Annotated in this window: 20 protein-coding genes and 1 pseudogene; 10 read left to right on the forward strand and 11 right to left on the reverse strand. The window is 62.7% G+C overall.

Features of this window, described 5'->3' with window-relative positions; translation table 11 throughout:
• Positions 1-129: 129 nt before the first annotated feature.
• A complete protein-coding gene (locus HAP47_RS33730) occupies positions 130-507 on the reverse strand; it encodes a DUF1236 domain-containing protein (protein WP_173640872.1) in 378 nt (125 codons plus the stop codon).
• Positions 508-830: 323 nt separating this feature from the next.
• On the opposite strand from HAP47_RS33730, the gene HAP47_RS33735 reads away from it, so the two are divergent.
• The 6 genes from HAP47_RS33735 (at position 831) to HAP47_RS33760 (ending at position 4,446) form a co-directional block, all read left to right on the forward strand.
• On the forward strand, positions 831-1,274 hold the full coding sequence (locus tag HAP47_RS33735) for a nuclear transport factor 2 family protein (RefSeq protein WP_173640871.1): 444 nt from the start codon (positions 831-833) through the stop codon (positions 1,272-1,274).
• Between the two features lie 126 nt (positions 1,275-1,400).
• Complete coding sequence (locus tag HAP47_RS33740; RefSeq protein ID WP_173640870.1) at positions 1,401-1,661, forward strand: hypothetical protein; 261 nt, start codon at positions 1,401-1,403, stop codon at positions 1,659-1,661.
• A gap of 198 nt (positions 1,662-1,859) precedes the next feature.
• The gene (locus HAP47_RS33745) at positions 1,860-2,294 is read left to right on the forward strand and encodes a nuclear transport factor 2 family protein (RefSeq protein ID WP_171947760.1); all 435 of its coding nucleotides are present in this window, start codon (positions 1,860-1,862) and stop codon (positions 2,292-2,294) included.
• Between the two features lie 244 nt (positions 2,295-2,538).
• Positions 2,539-3,504, forward strand: a complete 966-nt coding sequence (locus HAP47_RS33750) for a hypothetical protein (protein WP_173640869.1) — start codon at positions 2,539-2,541, stop codon at positions 3,502-3,504.
• A 154-nt stretch (positions 3,505-3,658) separates the two neighbouring features.
• Positions 3,659-4,078: a hypothetical protein gene (locus HAP47_RS33755; RefSeq protein ID WP_173640868.1), complete on the forward strand. Its 420-nt coding sequence runs from the start codon at positions 3,659-3,661 to the stop codon at positions 4,076-4,078.
• A 227-nt stretch (positions 4,079-4,305) separates the two neighbouring features.
• Positions 4,306-4,446, forward strand: a complete 141-nt coding sequence (locus HAP47_RS33760) for a hypothetical protein (RefSeq protein WP_173640867.1) — start codon at positions 4,306-4,308, stop codon at positions 4,444-4,446.
• A 107-nt stretch (positions 4,447-4,553) separates the two neighbouring features.
• On the opposite strand, the gene HAP47_RS33765 is transcribed toward HAP47_RS33760, so the two are convergent.
• From HAP47_RS33765 to HAP47_RS33775, 3 genes are all read right to left on the reverse strand, one after another.
• On the reverse strand, positions 4,554-4,697 hold the full coding sequence (locus tag HAP47_RS33765; protein ID WP_016841369.1) for a hypothetical protein: 144 nt from the start codon (positions 4,695-4,697) through the stop codon (positions 4,554-4,556).
• Between the two features lie 172 nt (positions 4,698-4,869).
• The gene (locus HAP47_RS33770) at positions 4,870-5,352 is read right to left on the reverse strand and encodes a MaoC family dehydratase (RefSeq protein ID WP_173640866.1); all 483 of its coding nucleotides are present in this window, start codon (positions 5,350-5,352) and stop codon (positions 4,870-4,872) included.
• Positions 5,353-5,360: 8 nt separating this feature from the next.
• Entirely contained in the window at positions 5,361-5,819 is a 459-nt protein-coding gene (locus tag HAP47_RS33775) for a MaoC family dehydratase (protein WP_173640865.1), read from the reverse strand.
• A 321-nt stretch (positions 5,820-6,140) separates the two neighbouring features.
• Between HAP47_RS33775 and HAP47_RS33780 the strand changes: the two genes are divergently transcribed.
• Both HAP47_RS33780 and HAP47_RS33785 read left to right on the forward strand, forming a co-directional pair.
• On the forward strand, positions 6,141-6,437 hold the full coding sequence (locus tag HAP47_RS33780) for a DUF4282 domain-containing protein (RefSeq protein ID WP_092126096.1): 297 nt from the start codon (positions 6,141-6,143) through the stop codon (positions 6,435-6,437).
• Positions 6,438-6,592: 155 nt separating this feature from the next.
• Positions 6,593-6,736 carry a hypothetical protein gene (locus HAP47_RS33785; RefSeq protein WP_173640864.1) on the forward strand — a complete coding sequence of 48 codons (144 nt, stop codon included), beginning with the start codon at positions 6,593-6,595 and terminating at the stop codon, positions 6,734-6,736.
• 121 nt (positions 6,737-6,857) lie between these two features.
• On the opposite strand, the gene HAP47_RS33790 is transcribed toward HAP47_RS33785, so the two are convergent.
• The 3 genes from HAP47_RS33790 to HAP47_RS33800 form a co-directional block, all read right to left on the reverse strand.
• A complete protein-coding gene (locus HAP47_RS33790) occupies positions 6,858-7,538 on the reverse strand; it encodes a ParA family protein (protein WP_021081815.1) in 681 nt (226 codons plus the stop codon).
• Positions 7,539-7,719: 181 nt separating this feature from the next.
• Complete coding sequence (locus tag HAP47_RS33795) at positions 7,720-8,046, reverse strand: hypothetical protein (protein WP_371821698.1); 327 nt, start codon at positions 8,044-8,046, stop codon at positions 7,720-7,722.
• A 206-nt stretch (positions 8,047-8,252) separates the two neighbouring features.
• On the reverse strand, positions 8,253-8,537 hold the full coding sequence (locus HAP47_RS33800; RefSeq protein WP_231168547.1) for a hypothetical protein: 285 nt from the start codon (positions 8,535-8,537) through the stop codon (positions 8,253-8,255).
• Positions 8,538-9,205: 668 nt separating this feature from the next.
• On the opposite strand from HAP47_RS33800, the gene HAP47_RS33810 reads away from it, so the two are divergent.
• Together HAP47_RS33810 and HAP47_RS33815 are read left to right on the forward strand one after the other, a co-directional pair.
• The gene (locus HAP47_RS33810) at positions 9,206-9,802 is read left to right on the forward strand and encodes a hypothetical protein (RefSeq protein ID WP_173640862.1); all 597 of its coding nucleotides are present in this window, start codon (positions 9,206-9,208) and stop codon (positions 9,800-9,802) included.
• A 67-nt stretch (positions 9,803-9,869) separates the two neighbouring features.
• Positions 9,870-10,961 carry an XRE family transcriptional regulator gene (locus tag HAP47_RS33815; RefSeq protein ID WP_173640861.1) on the forward strand — a complete coding sequence of 364 codons (1,092 nt, stop codon included), beginning with the start codon at positions 9,870-9,872 and terminating at the stop codon, positions 10,959-10,961.
• 38 nt (positions 10,962-10,999) lie between these two features.
• Here HAP47_RS33815 and HAP47_RS33820 read toward each other — a convergent pair whose 3' ends face one another.
• The 4 genes and pseudogenes from HAP47_RS33820 to HAP47_RS33835 form a co-directional block, all read right to left on the reverse strand.
• Complete coding sequence (locus HAP47_RS33820) at positions 11,000-12,313, reverse strand: MFS transporter (RefSeq protein WP_173640860.1); 1,314 nt, start codon at positions 12,311-12,313, stop codon at positions 11,000-11,002.
• A 64-nt stretch (positions 12,314-12,377) separates the two neighbouring features.
• The gene (locus tag HAP47_RS33825) at positions 12,378-12,791 is read right to left on the reverse strand and encodes a Rieske (2Fe-2S) protein (RefSeq protein WP_173640859.1); all 414 of its coding nucleotides are present in this window, start codon (positions 12,789-12,791) and stop codon (positions 12,378-12,380) included.
• 2 nt (positions 12,792-12,793) lie between these two features.
• Positions 12,794-13,818, reverse strand: a pseudogene (locus tag HAP47_RS33830) (amidohydrolase family protein).
• 79 nt (positions 13,819-13,897) lie between these two features.
• Positions 13,898-14,947, reverse strand: a complete 1,050-nt coding sequence (locus tag HAP47_RS33835; protein WP_173640858.1) for an amidohydrolase family protein — start codon at positions 14,945-14,947, stop codon at positions 13,898-13,900.
• Positions 14,948-15,099: the final 152 nt, after the last annotated feature.

Consider the following 15,099-nt stretch of genomic DNA (forward strand, 5'->3'; position numbering starts at 1 on the left):
ACGCTCGAGTTGATACCAGGCGCCGCGGCAGCGAGCCGGCGCGATCGCACTGGCCGGCCCCGGAGGAGCTCAAGGCCTCGGCCTCGACCGGCACCGGCTCACCGTCGCGCGGCGCACGCTTGTGATCGGTTATTTGGAGACCACGTCGGCGATCTTGTGATCCGACGGATTCACGATCAGCAGCTTGTCCTGCATCATGGCATAGCGATAGGGCCGCACCGCCGGCACGTCGCGACGCGCCTGGCGCGGCAATGGATAGGTGCTCACGGCCGAGGGCACAGCGGTGCCGACCGTCGCATCGAAGCCCGTCGGCGCGGTCTGGTTCGAGGCGTGACGGCTGACATCGTTCCAGATCGATTTCTGCTGGGCATCGGTGAGCTGTAACGTATCGCTTGCGCCGGACATCTTGCTGCCGGCGTGGCTGGACATCGTGTCTCTGGCGGCTGCGGCGCTCACGCCAGACAGCGCCAGCAGCGCGGCGACGGCAAGCGGTATGGTATTTTTCATGGAGTTCTCCTGATCGCGAATGCGTCGCCCGTGCAGGATCAACCGGGACGCGCGCGGGGAGGTTTCATTAATTCGCGGTCATCTGCCCCGCGCACTTCACGGGTTCGAGACGCGATCGGTTCAACGAATCGGGGCAGTCTCCTGCCATGTCGGAATGGCGACCAGGCGTACCGCGTGGATTTTGCGCCCCAATGCACGTTCCGGTTGTCGAACCTAATCGAGTGTTGTGCGTCAAAACATATGTTCGAGAGTGGAAAGCTTCGGTTCACAATGCGGGCAAGGGCCTGTCAAAGGCGAGGCGGACCGAACCGGCGGAGTCGAACATGGGCGAGGATTTGAACCGGCAGCGCGTCCTGAACTTCCTCGACGTCTATTATGCCGGCGGCATCGAGGGCGCGCTCGATCGCTGCAGCGACGACGTCGCGTTTCTCGCCAACGCCCCGATCGACATTCTTCCGCATATGGGCCAGCACCGCGGCAAGGCCGCGCTGCGCCAGATGTGGACCACGATCCACGAGCGCTATTCCGACATGCGCTACGAGGCGCCGCTGGTGGTGGCCGAAGGCGACAAGGTCGCAGCCCAGCTGCGGGTGTTCTTCCGCAAGCGCAACAACGCCCGCGTCGTGCAGTTCGACGTTGCGGTGTTCTACACGCTGCGCGACGGCAAGATCACCGAGATCCGCGAGATCATCGACACCTTCGACCTCGTCCAGCAGGTGCTGGAGCGTGATGTCGCAGCGGCGCTGACCGGGCAGAACGCGGGCTAGCTCCCGGAAAACGGGGCAACCCACGCCGGCGCCCCCGCCCCGCAAATTCGTCCCCGCCGGCGTCGAACCTCGAAGGCCCGGCGCTGACCTATCACTGGGCTTGTTGCGGTCGGGGCTGAAATCACCATGAAAGTCGCATTGCTCGCTGTGCTTGGCCTTGCACTGGGCGCCCTTGGCGGCGCCGCTCTCGGCATCGGAGCCGGGCTCACCTGGATCGGACTGGCCAAAACCTCAGGTCTCGACAGCGGAACGCTGGTGTTTTTCACCTTCATGCCGCTCGGCGCCGCGATCGGCGGCATCGGCGGCGCGCTGCTGTTCGCGGTGGTGGCGATCCGCGACGCCGAGATCGTGATCGAGCGGCAGCCGCTGCGGCGGCGCGACCGCTGAATTGCGGTGACAAGCGGACGGGCGGTCACATTCCGGTCAAAACCGGCGCAATTGTGCATTGCAAAAAAGTCATTTGCGTTTTCGCCGTTCGGCCCTATTTGAGGCCGTAATAGTGACGTGCAGCAACCTGGCAGGGCGTCGACGCTGACCGCCTGCCGTTCGTTTGCTTTGAAAATCCAGTTTCAGGACGAGACCAAAATGACAGAGCACAGCCTCTGGCGTTTTTCGCGCGCATTGCATCGCGCGATCAACGAACGCCAGCTTGCAGACATCGAGCCGTTGCTCGATGACGAGGTCGAATGGGCCATCTACGGGCCGATCGACCTGTTTTCCTTTTTCGGCTCGCGCCGCGGCAAGGCCGCCGTGCTCGAGGTGATCAGGCAGATCGGCGAGAACCTGAGGGTTCACCGCTTCGATCGGGAGTCCATCATGCTGGGCGCGGATTCCGCTGCCTCGATGCTGCGCTATTCGCTGACGGCATTGGACTCCAACAAGCCGATCTCTCTCAGGATCGCGCATTTCGCGCAGTTCAAGGCCGGCAAGCTCACGAGCTTCCGCGTGCTGGTCGACAGTTTCGACCTGGTCGAGCAGACCGTCGGTTACCCGATCCATCTGCCGCGCATCGCGGTCTGACGGACCTGCGATTTCACGCCTTCGTCATGTCCGGGGCCGCGCCTTCGCGTCAAGGCGCCCCGGCAGCCGCGGCCTGTTTTGCCAGCCCCGAACGGCCGCGCCCGGGCGACGCGATGCGCCAACGCGCTTAGCGTTTGTCCCGGACATGACGATCACGCGTTGATCAGTTGCCTTCGCAGCGCCGTTGCCACAATTTCGCGCCACGAAAACCGCATGTTGCGGCGCTGGAATTTGCGGGCTGGGAATGACTTCTACATCACGATTTGGCTGGACAAGGCTGCCGGTGCTGGCGGCCGGCTTCAGCGTGGCAATAGCGCTTTCGGCCCCGGCGCAGACCTCACCCTGGGCGATCACTCCCGCCGCCCAGGACAGCGCGAAAGACAGCGTGAAAGGCGCCTCCGCTGATGACGCCGAGGCTGCGGCCGACCAGGCGCCGCCGGCGGCCGACGCCAATGACGCCGACATCCTGAAGGACATCGACCAGAGCAAGCTCGACTGGAGCCAGCTCGATACCGACTCCACCAGCCTGCCCACGCTGGCGCCGAAGAGTGCGGCCAAACCCAGCAGCATCGCCGGCAACGATCCGTCCTGGTCGACCAACAACAACGCCAACGGCTCGTCGGCGGTGTCGGTCAAGCAGTCGATCTCGCCGTTCCTCGATACCCGCATCGGCGCCGACATGACGGTCGCCAAACAGGGCACGATGACGACGTCGGAGCAATTGTCGGAGCGGCTCGCCAATGGCGGCAGCCTGCCGCAATCCGGCGGCTCGGCCTGGGCTTCGATCTCGACGGGTGGCGTGGCTTCGATCTGGGACAAGACCTCGGTCGAGGCGCGCGTCGATCCGGGCGCCGACCAGAGCAAGGTCGGCACCTCGCTCAGCAAATCGGTGCCGCTGTCGGAGCAGTATTCGCTGACGCTGCAGAGCGGCTACAATTTGATCCAGCAGGGCGTAGTGCCGGTGCCCGGCGTCGACGGCCGCCCGTCGCGCAGCTACGATACCGATCAGTCGGCGCGCCTGTCCGTTACCGACACCGGCACCAGCGTCACCGCCGGCCAGACGCTGTCGACTGCCGAGGACAGATGGCTCCGCAAGGTCGGCGCCGAGCAGAAGCTGTTCGACGGCGTCACCGTCTCCGGCTCGGGCGGCGAGACCGCCCAGGGCACGATCAACAAGAGCATCGGCGCCGGCTACAAGCGCTCATGGTGAACGATCTGTTAGCCCTGTCGCGCTAATGATCAGGCATTGCCCCAACTTGGCCCAGATGCGGTCAAATTCGGCGGCACTGATAGGTCCGTAACTTCATCAATTCGTCGTGCGGGGGACAAGCCGCGCTTCGCTATTGCGAACCAGGGGAAAGCCGATGAACGCCACCAACCGTACCGAGGAAGCCGCTGAAACGACTTCCGAGGTCGATTCCAACCTTGCTGCGGTCTCGGAAGTCGAAGCCGGCATCCGTGACTTCGTGCGCAATGACATCGCCTATCTGCGCCGGCCGGTGGCGAGCCCGGAGACTGCGCCGACCGACGCCAATACCGATGCCACCGTCAGCAACGTCAACTCGCTGATCCAGCGCGTCGCCGGCACCTCGCTCGCCGAGATCGAGAAGCTGATCGGCGAGCTCGAGAGCCTGCGCGACCTGCTGCATGCCGAGGGCCAGCGCGTCCAGCGCGAGATCTCCGGCTATGCCCAGCTGAGCCAGGCCGCGATGAAGTCGACGCGCATGATCGCCGACAACGTCTCGCAGTGGAAGCGCGCCGCCGACGGCCTGCGCAACAGCTGATCCCGATCAGTTTTCCAGACTGATGGCCGCCGCCTCCCGAACAGGGGGCGGCGGCTTGGTTTTGCACGGCCGATTCAGCGCAGAACGATTCGTTATTCAGCCCGGTGTAAACTCCGCGGCGTCAATTCTTGCAGAAGCCGATTTTAACTTGAGATGCCGAGCCCGCGTCCAATCCGGAATTGGCGTCCGGACCGCGGCTGAGCGTGGCATCCATTTGGAGAGAATTCATGCAGAGCGTCCGGCCGGATAACGCCGCCGATCCGATTCCGCTGCGCCAGCCGCAGCAGGGCATCGGCACGATCATGATCCGGTTCCTCGGCATCCTGGCAGCCGCGACCGTCGTGATGGTGCTGATCTGGAATCGTTGAATTTCGGGATCGGGAAAAGTGTGACGCAGCCCGCCGACGGGTCACATTGAAAAGCGCGAATGCGCGCTACAGCACTCGCTCGAGCGCCGAGGGTTACAGACGGTCGATCAGCGGTCGATGCTCGCGGTGGTCTCGAAAGAATAATTGCCGTCGGCAAAGCCCTTCACGACCATTCCGGTGGCCAGCATCACGACAACCGTCACCGTCGCAAAGATAATGCCGACGAGTTTCAGCGCGCTGCGATCTGCCATAGTGGTCCCCAGGTGTTCGGCCCAAGTGCTCGTGCCCCCCAGCCATAAGGCAGGGACAAAGGTTCAAAATGCGTTAGCAAAAAATGAGTTCCACGCAACGCACAACTACGTCGGCAGCAGAAGTAGCTGCCAACCATGGCGTCCGTGCAACATCAGAGGCGCTGGGGCAACATCAGGAACCAGGATTCCGGCGCGGCACGAAGGCGGTCGCGAGGAACGAGAACACCACCTCATTGCGCTGATTGACGCCGGTGTTGCGCGCCTGAAGGATGCCCCATTCCGGCCGCTTCTCGGAGGTGCGCTTGGTCTCGATCTGGTTGGTGAAGCTGATGGTGTCGCCGGCCAGCACCGGGCGGATCCAGCGCAGCTCACGGAAGCCCGGCGAGGGTCCCCAGACCGCGACCGTCTCGCCGCGGGCGGCGGCTTCCGCGGCGAGCCGCTTGCCGTCGGCGACGAGCAGCTTCATGCACACGCTCGCGACGTGCCAGCCCGATGCGGCGAGCCCGCCGAACAGCGACTTGCGCCCCTCCTCCTCGTCGAGATGGAAGCGCTGCGGATCGAACTGCGCGGCAAACCGCTTGATGTCCTCGGTGGTAAAGGTGAATGAGCCGAACTCGCGCCGTGCGCCGATCTCGATGTCTTCAAAAAAGCGCATGATGTCTCCTATGCGCTCGCAGCGTCACGGCGGCTGATCATGATCGGCGCCTCCATCTCGCACAGCATCTCGCCGCGCGCGTTGCGGATCGTGCTCTTGAAGGTCACGATGCCGGTCTCGGGGCGGCTCTTCGAGACGCGCGCTTCAATGACATCGACATCCAGCGTCAAATCGTCGCCCGGGCGCAGCGGCGCCACCCAGCGCATCTCGTTGACCCCGGGCGCGCCGAGCGATGCGGTGCGGCCGATGAAGCCGTCGAACAGCATCCGCATCATCAGCGAGCCGAGATGCCAGCCCGAGCCCGACAGGCCGCGGAGCATGGATTTCTTCGCCGCCTCCTCGTCGAGATGCATCGGCTGCGGGTCGAATTCGGCGGCAAAGGCGAGGATTTCCTCGCGCGAAACATGGCGCGGGCCGAACGTGCCGAAACGGCCGGGCTTGAAGTCTTCGAAGGTCAGCGTGGTCATTGGGTGAGGATATGCTGGAGGGAAGCCTGATTGTGGCCGTTATTTGCAGCAATCACAACCAGCCCACTCGCATAGCTCGCTCCTGGACTGCCGGCGCCCGGTCCCGGGCCTGGCTTTGGCGAGACTGATTGGGCTTCTGCGATATCTATCCCTTTGGGTGCGGAGGCGCCTTGGCGCCGCCCCGAACCATTGGCCCGGCGAAACGCCTCGTCCTGACGAACGCCTGCTGCGCAGGCTGCCGGGACGAAGTGATCACGCCGGGGGTGACGCAGTAGGATGAACGAGACGCGAATCATATTTCGGCTGGCCGGGAGAACCATGATGTTCGATTTCCAGGATCTGTTTCAGTGGGACCGCTTCATCACGCCCACGATCATCAAGACGTTCTACTGGCTGGTGATCGCGGTCATCGTGCTGTTCGGGATCTCCGGCATCCTGTGGAGCCTCACCGCGATGGCGATCAGCCCGTTCGTCGGCTTCATCCAGTTGCTCGCGTCGATCGCCAGCATCTTCGTCGGCATCGTGTTGTCGCGCATCGCCGCCGAGTTCATCCTGATCGTGTTCCGGATCAACGAGCATCTCGGCGCGATCCGCGATCGCGACGGGGGCATGCACTGAGGCTTTGGGCCTCCCGCCGGATGCGGCCTGCCGCCCCGGCTGTGGTTAATCCGAAGTAGCACCCGCGCGCAAATGCCAGCGAAATTCCGAGCGGGATCTTAAAACCGCTCGCGTATCAGTCTCCGCATTGCGCTTAAGACCAACGCGGGGGCGTCGTGAATTCGAGGAATGGTTTTATTGCCGTGAGGCCGGGTCAGCCGGGCTTTACGACCGAGGATATTCTATGGGCTGTCGGCATCTGGTCGGTGATCCTGACCCTGGCGCCGGTGATCGTTTTTTATCTGCTGATGGTGGCGTAACGCCATCCATCGCGTGATCGCCAAAGTCAGCGAGGCAATCTGCGATTGCCTCGTCGCATCAGCACGCAAAAAACGCGCGAGTGCCGCGCGTTTCTTTTCAGTTCGAACCAAAGCGGCGTTGTTACGCCGCCTGCTTGTGCATCGCGCCGGACGCCGACGCCGTGCCGCGAATTGCCTTGATCGAGCGTTCGATCGCGGCCCACAGCCGATTGATCTCGGCAGCGGCGCGGCCTTCCGCATAATATTCGCGCGCGCCTTCACCCTGGCCGAGCGCCATCAGAAGGTCGGCGCGGTTGGTGATCTGGCCACTCCACACCGGTGCGCGGAATTTCGCCAGCGCCTCACGCGCGATCGCGACGATGCGGCTTTCGGCGCCGTCACGCTGCGCAGGAGCGCCGTTGATCACGACGGCATAGGGCTTGCGCATCGAGCGGCAGGTCTGAATCGTTTCCTGCACCGCGTTGACGTCGAACACGCCGGGCCGCGCCGGAATGATCACCATCGTGGCGTTCTTGATGGAGTCGTCGACCACGGCCGACAAATTCGGCGGCGTGTCGATGAACACCCACTCGATGCCGTCGCGCTTGGCTTGGGCAATGATCCCACTGACCGAGTTCACCGCCGTCTTGATCGCCGGCTCGTTGGTGCCGCGCAATTTATGCCAGAGCGTCAGCGAGCCCTGCGGATCGGCGTCGATCAGCAGACAGGGCTTCGTTGCCTTGTGCACTTGCGCGGCGAGGTGAGCAGCCAGGGTACTTTTCCCCGAGCCCCCCTTACGCGAAGCGAAAACAATCACGTTCATACGTTGGCCTCCAGATTGACCCCAGGAGGCGAAAATGAATCAGCACGCTGATTCGCGAAAGAAGAAACTTCTTGCAATCCGCAAAGTGGCCAAGATTACCGGTGCATCCTGCTTTTTGAGTCACACTCAACTTATGACACAACCGAAAATGGAAGCGCCATGCGCTTGATAAGACTCACGCCTAGCGCTTTTCGGCAGTCTTGGCAGGCTGACGCGCGATCCACTTGCGCTCGATCCAGCCGAGCAATTGCGCTGTCGGCTTCTGCAAGAACGGGACATCCTGCGCGAACAAAAGGAGTCCGAGCGGCAGCATCCAGAGGCCGAGCACCGGCAGGAAGCTGAAGATGCCGCCGATGATCAGGAGGATCGCGAGCGGAATCCGCACATAGCGCGACGACGGCTTGCGCAGCCACGCCACGAAGCGCGCCGGCCTTTCCGGAAGCTTGGCTTCGAACCAGGCGAAGTGCCGATCGATCTCTTGCTTGTCGTCTTCGCTCACGCGCCTCACTCCATCCGTTCCGTCGCGAAACGGATTCTGCAAACAGCACCAGCCCCAGAGATGATGCTGCGTGACAGCGTCACAAGGCGTCAGTCTGTCGCGCATGACTGTCTTGAAATAGCCGACGAGCGATCAGCACGCGCGAAGCGCACACCGGTTCGCGTCAAGACAACGCACCGGGCTCGCGGCTGTCGCGTGCGCGCGATGGGAACAGATCAGTGGGTGGACTTCTTCGCCTTGTGCGGCTTGGAGACCTTCCGCTTCGCAGGCCGCCGCTCGCTCGCCTCGCGCGGCTCGGGATCTGCGCGGAAGAACACGCGGCAGGGCGGCGACAGCTGCGCCCTGTTCCTGATCATGCAGGCCGTGATGCGATCGACATCGGGAATCTCGGGGCCACAAAGCCGGAACGCGTCCGGCGTACAAGCCTGCTGCTGGTCCGGCGTGTAGGCCTCACCCCGGCCCGGGAGCAGCAGCGCGGTAAAGGTGACCGCTGATATCAACGCAAACGAAAAACTCCTTGAACCGGCGGTCCCCATGCATCCCCCCCAAAAGGTGTCACTAAGGCGTCGTTAAGGCGTCGTTTCGGAGAGTGTGGGTGAAGGCACGCGGAAGTGCAAGCGGGCGAGATGACACGCCAATGGCGATCACATCGTGGAGGCGATCCTAAACCACGTCAGCGGCCACCGGGCTGGCGTTGCCGGCGTATATAACCGCGCTCGGTATGCGACCGAGATGCGCGAGGCACTTCAGCACTGGGCACAGCACGTTGTGGCCTTGCCAGCCCCAAAAACGGGACAGGTTGACATTGCTATTGCGGGCGCCGGCCTCTCTCATCCTGGTTTCTCCCACGGGGCTGCCGGGGTCCATTCCTAGTTCAAGAGCCCCCGACCCAGCATTATGATTCCAGTGCTGGAGCGCGACGAATCCCGACATCTCGGCGGCGAGTACGCTGCCTTCGATCGTTTGGGCCGAGAACCGGGTTTGGTGCGTTACAGAACACGCTGACCGGCTTGACCGCTAAGTGAAAATATGATGAAATTAAACAACATATAAAGTAACGTAATATCATATGCTTATTAGATATCAGCAACAAATATGAAAAATAATCTTTTGATTTAGCGTTTTCCTGACAAGGTTCCTGCTACCGATTCACCGGAGACCACCGTGCATGTCGTTGCCCGTCGAGACGGAAGTCCGCGAGATCCTTGAGCCGTTCAACAAGCGGATCCGCAAGGTCCTCGATAAGGCGTTCAAGGACTTCCTCGCCAAGCGCGGCGCCGGCAATATGTACAAGCGGACTGACTCGGCCGACGTGTTCGACAGCGTCATCCGCGCCGCGATCGCGGAGTTCAACGGCAAGCCGGACGTGGTGGCCTTCCCGACCGGCGCGACGGCGCGCTTCCTGTTCGGCCGCCGGGTGCTGGTGCGGTTCAAGAAGGCGGTCCGCCGCGGCAAGGGCAGCAACATCTCCACCGGCGCCAACGACAACTTTCTGGATCCCGGCATCCCGTTCGCGGACGCGCCGCAGGCGATGAAGGTCGAGGTCTGCTGGAAGGTGAACGAGCTCGGCACCGGCTACAAGTCGGTCCACGTGACGGCGCGCAACGGGGATGGCCAGCTCTGGAGCTACGAACTGCCCGGCGGCCAGCAGGGCATCATTGAGTTCCCGCAGAAGACCGCCGTCCCGCAGCCCCGCCGCCGCAGCGTGGCGAAGCTCAAGGACACGGCCAAGACCAAGAAAAAGAACGGCGGCGAAGCGTCCTGACCCGCCCGAGGCGGTTAACCGGACGTAAACGAGAATCGTCGCCGACTGCTAGGGTGAGGACTGCGAAATGTCGAAGGCTGGAACCATGCTGCGCCTCGCGCGGCAGCTACGCGGATTCCCGCAGAACGAGGCGGCGGAATGCCTCCGCCTGCCGAACACTGAACTGTCGCGCATCGAGAACGGATTGAAGGAGCCGACCGCGCAACTGCTCGAGACAGCGGCCGAGATCTTCTCGGTGCCGGTGGAGTTCTTCGGCCAGACCGACGCCATCTACGGCGCGCCGATCAGCGTGCATGCGCCGATGTGGCGCAAAAAGTCGAATGTGTCTGCGACCGAGCTCCACCGCATCGTCGCCGAGCTTAACGTGCGCGTCATGCACTTGCGCAAGCTGCTAGAGGCGACTGACCTCGATCCGGTGAACAAGCTGCCGAGGTTCGACGCCGACGAATACGACAACGACGCCGAGAAGATCGCCGGCCTGCTCCGTCGCTTCTGGCAGGTCCCCGATGGCCCCATCCAGGACCTCACCGCGCTGGTCGAGGAAGCCGGCATCCTGGTGGCGCATTCCGACCTGGGCGGCTCGACCGTCTCGGGCGTGCGCTTCTCCGTGCCGGGCATGCCGCACATCATCGTGCTCAACCGGCAGCAGCCTGCGGACCGCATGCGATTCACTCTGTGCCACGAACTCGGCCACGTGATCATGCACGGGTATCCGACGCCGAACATGGAGGAAGAGGCCGACACCTTCGCTTCGTGCTTCCTGGTTCCCACCGAGGACGTCAAGCCGTACTTCGCCGAACGCCGTGTTGACTTGCGCCTGCTCGCGGCCCTGAAACCAGAGTGGAAGGTTTCGATGGGCTCGCTGGTGTTCGCCGCCAAGCGCGCGGGCTTCCTGAACGAGACCCAGGCCCAATACATCTGGAAGCAATTCAACATCCAAAAGATAAGGCTGCGCGAGCCGCCGGAGCTCGACTTCCCGGTGGAGGAGCCGCGTACGCTCTCGGACCTCGTCTCGTTGCACATAAACGACATGGGCTATTCGGTCGCCGACCTGTCGAAAGTTCTGATGATGAACGAGACCGAGGTGGCGAAGACGTATTCGATCGATCTCCCCGGCCAGGAGAAGGGCCGCGCCTCCCATCTGCGCATCATACAATGATACGGTTGACGCTGGTCGCTACCTGCTTAGGCTTGGCATCAACGCAGCGACCCGAGCGGCTGCTCGTCCTTGATCAGCGACCGTTCCGTGGCATCATCCCGCACGGTGACCAAGTAGATCAGTGACGAAGCCAGTCCGATCGTCACACCGACGAATAGCGCTGGATTGAACGAGCCGGCTTCTTCCACGATGAAACCGGTAATGGTCGGAGCCAGCGCCGCGCCGATATAGCCGCCAAAATTCTGCATCGAGGCGAGCGACGCCACGCGATTGTGGGGCGCTGCCACCGACGCCATAGCCCAGGCCGATCCATTGGCCACAAAGCCGAACAGGCTGGCGATGGACAAGACGGCGACGGACACTGCGTCATTTTCCACCTGGGTGGCGACAAGGGTCAAGATCGCGAACGTCGCCAGCGCCAAGACAAATGGAAACTTGCGGCTATTCATGGGCGATATGCCCATGGCCACCAGGCGATCTGGAATCCAGCCGCCGAGCACACTGCCGCCCACGCCGAAGATGAAAGGGAAGGCACTGACGATGCCTGTCCGAGCAATGCTCATGTGGCGTTCGATCTCGAAATAGCTCGGCAGCCATGCGTTGTAGATCCAGAGCAGATAGAGCAGCCCGAAATAGCCCGCGATCATGCCCCAGGTGTTGCGCAACGCGAACAGCTCGCGCCATTCGCTGAAACGGACCTTGTGATTGTCGGCCGCTGTGTTGCCGTCCTGCAAGTAGGCGTGATCGGAGGCGGGCAATCCGACATCGGCCGGGTTACGATAGATCGCAGACCACAACATCGCCAGAACCACACCCGCCACGCCCATGATAAGGAACATCGCGCGCCAGCCGAAGCTAAGCATCAACCACGTCAGCACCGGAGCCGAGATCGCCGTGCCGAGTGCCGTCGAACAGAGGAAGATTCCGGTCGGCAGGCCGCGCTCGCGGAAGTGAAACCAGTCACGCACCACGCGGACGCCTACCGTGAACTGCGGCGCCTCGCCGACACCCAGCATGAAACGAGAGGCGAAGAACTGGCCAAGATTTGACACGACGCCACCGGCCGCTTGCGCCAGCGACCAGATCACGATTCCCACTGCCAGCAGACGTCGCGGGCCGTAGCGATCGACCAGCGCCCCGACAGGAAGCTGCGCCAGCGCGTAGGCCCAGAGAAACGCCGACAACAGGATCCCCATCGAGGAGATCGAGAGACCAAGATCCTGCCGGATCAGCGGATTGGCGACCGACAGCGCAAACCGGTCCATGAAGTTGACGATGCCGCTCAGGACGAGTAGCCCCACGGAAATACGCCGTATGGTTCTGGCACGGCCAGACAACACCTGAGCGGTCATGATCACATCAACTCCCTGCGGCCGAAGGCCGTTCCTGATTGTTTTTTGACCCATGTACCCGGGTCTAGACTTCAACGAAGATGACCGCATCCTCGACGGAGACCGGGAAGGTCTCTGCCGTCAACAGCTCGTCCTTGTTGTCGGATGCCGTCTCGATGGTGACCTGATAGCGTTTGGTGAACAGTTGCTGCGGCGCGCACTTGGATTTTCCAGTGCGGAGATCGAACTCCCAGCCATGCCAGGGACAGCGGAGAATCTCACCCTTGCGGACCAGTTGATAGGATCCAGGCGCGTCGGATTCGGGCAGCCCGACCACGACGCCATGACAGAGCTTCGCGCCCTCGTGCGGACAGCGATTGAGAAAAGCGAAGAAGTCGCCGTGAACGTTGAATACGACGATCTCACGTCCGCGAACGGTCACGACCTTGTTCTTGCCGGGCGGAATGTCTTTGACGAGCCCTACACGTTCCTTGACCATGATCAGAACCGATAAACCTGTTCAGCGTTGCCGCGACAAATCCTTCCACGCTCCGCCGGCGTCAGCTTCATCGGGAAGGCGTAGGAGGGATCATCCTGATCCCAATGCGGATAGTCGGTCGAGAACAACAGGCGATCCCATCCAAGCCAATCGAAGCAGCGTCGCAGATGGGCCGGATTGGCGGGTTCTTCCATCGCTGGGTCGTGTACCAGAAATGCTGCCGCATATAATCGGACGGCGGCCGCTTCAGGTGCGGGACCTCGCCCCGCATATGCGACCAGAGCCGATCGAGACGCCACATCAGGCTCGTCGCCCAGGCGAAGCCGATCTCGATCAGCACCACCTTCAGTGCCGGAAACTGCTCGAACACGCCTTCCATCACCATGCTTGTCGCAACCGCCGGACCGCCCATGGTGGTGGCATAGTGCTCTTCCATATAGAACGACGGCCAGCCCCCACCGGTCGACGGGTGTCCGCCAATGCCGTAGGAGTGGATTCCAATCGGCAACCCCAGCGCCTGCGCCGCCTCGAAGATCGGCCAGTAGCGTTTGCGGCCGAGCGGTTCGCTGCTGCGCGGCGCCAGCATCACTTGCACAAAGCGACGGTCCGTGGCGCATCGCTCCATTTCTGCAACTGCAGTCCGCGGGTCGTCCTGGGCCACGACGATCGTTCCCCGCAACCGCGGCTCCCGATCCAACCATTCGACGACCTGCCAGTCGTTCTGGGCGCGCGCAAGCGCTGCGCCGTAGTCTACGTTGCGCTCGGCCGCCGCATTCCCGAACAGCGGGACCAGCACACCGATGGCGATATCGAACGGATCGAGATGCTGGGCGCGCATGAAGTCGAGATCCGATCCCGGAGGTCCGCCGCTCGGCGGCCAGGCGTCGCGCCGGCAGATCAGGGGCGCCGTCCGTGGATACGGCGTCGTGTGGGCGAACGGCTGCCGCAAGTGGCCGCCGAAGGAATCGTGATGCGCCTGCCAGCGCCACGACAGATAGGGATGCAGGCTTTTAGGTCCGCGGGGCAGCGGATGAATATCGCAGTCGATGATGCCAGTCTTGCGAATGGCATCGGCCTGCTCGCGAACCACCTCTGTCACGCTCATGTCAGCTCTCCTGCAGCCGCTGATAGGTGCGCAGCGGATTCTCGGTCATCAGCCGGCGCGCGAGATCCGGGTTGAAACCTTTCGGGAGCGCGTCCACGCCGTCGAAGTGCCAGTTAGGATAGTTCGTCGAAAACAGCAGCATATCGTCCGACCCGATCTGCCCGATGATCTCCTGCACGATTTCCGCATCGTCCGGAGCGTCGAACGGCTGCACGGTGAGGCGCACGTGCTCGCGAAGAATTTCACTCGGCGGCCGCGAGATCCATGGAATCTCCATGCGCAGGCCACGCCAAAGCTTGTCGATCCGCCAGAAGAACCCCGGCACCCACGACACGCCGGATTCCATCAATACGACCTTCAGCCGGGGAAATTTCTCGAAGACGCCTTCGGACAGCAGGCTGAGTAGTTGCGTCTGGAACCCGACGCTCTGCGACGCCTGATCCTCGACGTGATACGAAGGCCAGCCGTTGGTCCAGGGCGCGGATCGATAGATGCTGCCGGCGTGGATTCCGACCGGCAGGTTGTGGCGCTCGGCATCCGCATAGATCGGCCACATGGCTCGACGCCCCAGGGGAATCTCGCCCATGACCAGCAGCAGAACCTGAACGAAACGACGGTCGGCAGCGCGACGGTCGATTTCCTCGGCCGCAAGTTCGGGGCTCTGCCACGGCACCACAATGGACGCCCGCAACCGGTCATCCTTGGCGAGCCACTCGGCCGCGAGCCAATCGTTCATGGCCCGGCATAGCGCCGCCGCGAGATCCTGATTGTAGACCGCCTGCGCGCCATAAACGCAATTGCAAATGGCGATGCGGGTCTTGAAAGGATCCAGCGCTTGCGCCTGCAGCGCCGCCAGCCCACCGGTCGCCCAGTCCGGACGCTTCGAAGCCGGCATCGTCAAGGGATCGCCGGTCAACTCAAGCTTGTCGATTCCCCGCGTCAGAACCTGTTCGCGCCAGTAGTCCTCGAGAAACGGCACAAGGACCGAGGTCCCGGGCAGCGTCACGTGAAGATCGCAATCAACGGGAGCGATTTCCCGATGGTCCAACATAGATTCCCTCCCAGCCAGAGCATTCTAAGCGCGTGCTCTCCGGCCGCCTTCGAAAGCCGTCCACGCCCCGGCGTGCTCGGTCTACTAAGGGGCGCGCGTTGTCAGGAATACCGCGGCGGGTGTGTTCTACCAGTAGCAGTCCACGCGGATCG

This window comes from Bradyrhizobium sp. 41S5 (assembly GCF_011516665.3).
In the GTDB taxonomy this organism is placed as follows: Bacteria; Pseudomonadota; Alphaproteobacteria; order Rhizobiales; family Xanthobacteraceae; genus Bradyrhizobium; species Bradyrhizobium quebecense.

Bases quoted from the DNA above. Each gene is read 5' to 3' on its own strand.
- HAP47_RS33730 (WP_173640872.1), bottom strand. From the start codon at position 507: ATGAAAAATACCATACCGCTTGCCGTCGCCGCGCTGCTGGCGCTGTCT.
- HAP47_RS33735 (WP_173640871.1), top strand. From the start codon at position 831: ATGGGCGAGGATTTGAACCGGCAGCGCGTCCTGAACTTCCTCGACGTC.
- HAP47_RS33740 (WP_173640870.1), top strand. From the start codon at position 1,401: ATGAAAGTCGCATTGCTCGCTGTGCTTGGCCTTGCACTGGGCGCCCTT.
- HAP47_RS33745 (WP_171947760.1), top strand. From the start codon at position 1,860: ATGACAGAGCACAGCCTCTGGCGTTTTTCGCGCGCATTGCATCGCGCG.
- HAP47_RS33750 (WP_173640869.1), top strand. From the start codon at position 2,539: ATGACTTCTACATCACGATTTGGCTGGACAAGGCTGCCGGTGCTGGCG.
- HAP47_RS33755 (WP_173640868.1), top strand. From the start codon at position 3,659: ATGAACGCCACCAACCGTACCGAGGAAGCCGCTGAAACGACTTCCGAG.
- HAP47_RS33760 (WP_173640867.1), top strand. From the start codon at position 4,306: ATGCAGAGCGTCCGGCCGGATAACGCCGCCGATCCGATTCCGCTGCGC.
- HAP47_RS33765 (WP_016841369.1), bottom strand. From the start codon at position 4,697: ATGGCAGATCGCAGCGCGCTGAAACTCGTCGGCATTATCTTTGCGACG.
- HAP47_RS33770 (WP_173640866.1), bottom strand. From the start codon at position 5,352: ATGCGCTTTTTTGAAGACATCGAGATCGGCGCACGGCGCGAGTTCGGC.
- HAP47_RS33775 (WP_173640865.1), bottom strand. From the start codon at position 5,819: ATGACCACGCTGACCTTCGAAGACTTCAAGCCCGGCCGTTTCGGCACG.
- HAP47_RS33780 (WP_092126096.1), top strand. From the start codon at position 6,141: ATGTTCGATTTCCAGGATCTGTTTCAGTGGGACCGCTTCATCACGCCC.
- HAP47_RS33790 (WP_021081815.1), bottom strand. From the start codon at position 7,538: ATGAACGTGATTGTTTTCGCTTCGCGTAAGGGGGGCTCGGGGAAAAGT.
- HAP47_RS33810 (WP_173640862.1), top strand. From the start codon at position 9,206: ATGTCGTTGCCCGTCGAGACGGAAGTCCGCGAGATCCTTGAGCCGTTC.
- HAP47_RS33815 (WP_173640861.1), top strand. From the start codon at position 9,870: ATGTCGAAGGCTGGAACCATGCTGCGCCTCGCGCGGCAGCTACGCGGA.
- HAP47_RS33820 (WP_173640860.1), bottom strand. From the start codon at position 12,313: ATGACCGCTCAGGTGTTGTCTGGCCGTGCCAGAACCATACGGCGTATT.
- HAP47_RS33825 (WP_173640859.1), bottom strand. From the start codon at position 12,791: ATGGTCAAGGAACGTGTAGGGCTCGTCAAAGACATTCCGCCCGGCAAG.
- HAP47_RS33835 (WP_173640858.1), bottom strand. From the start codon at position 14,947: ATGTTGGACCATCGGGAAATCGCTCCCGTTGATTGCGATCTTCACGTG.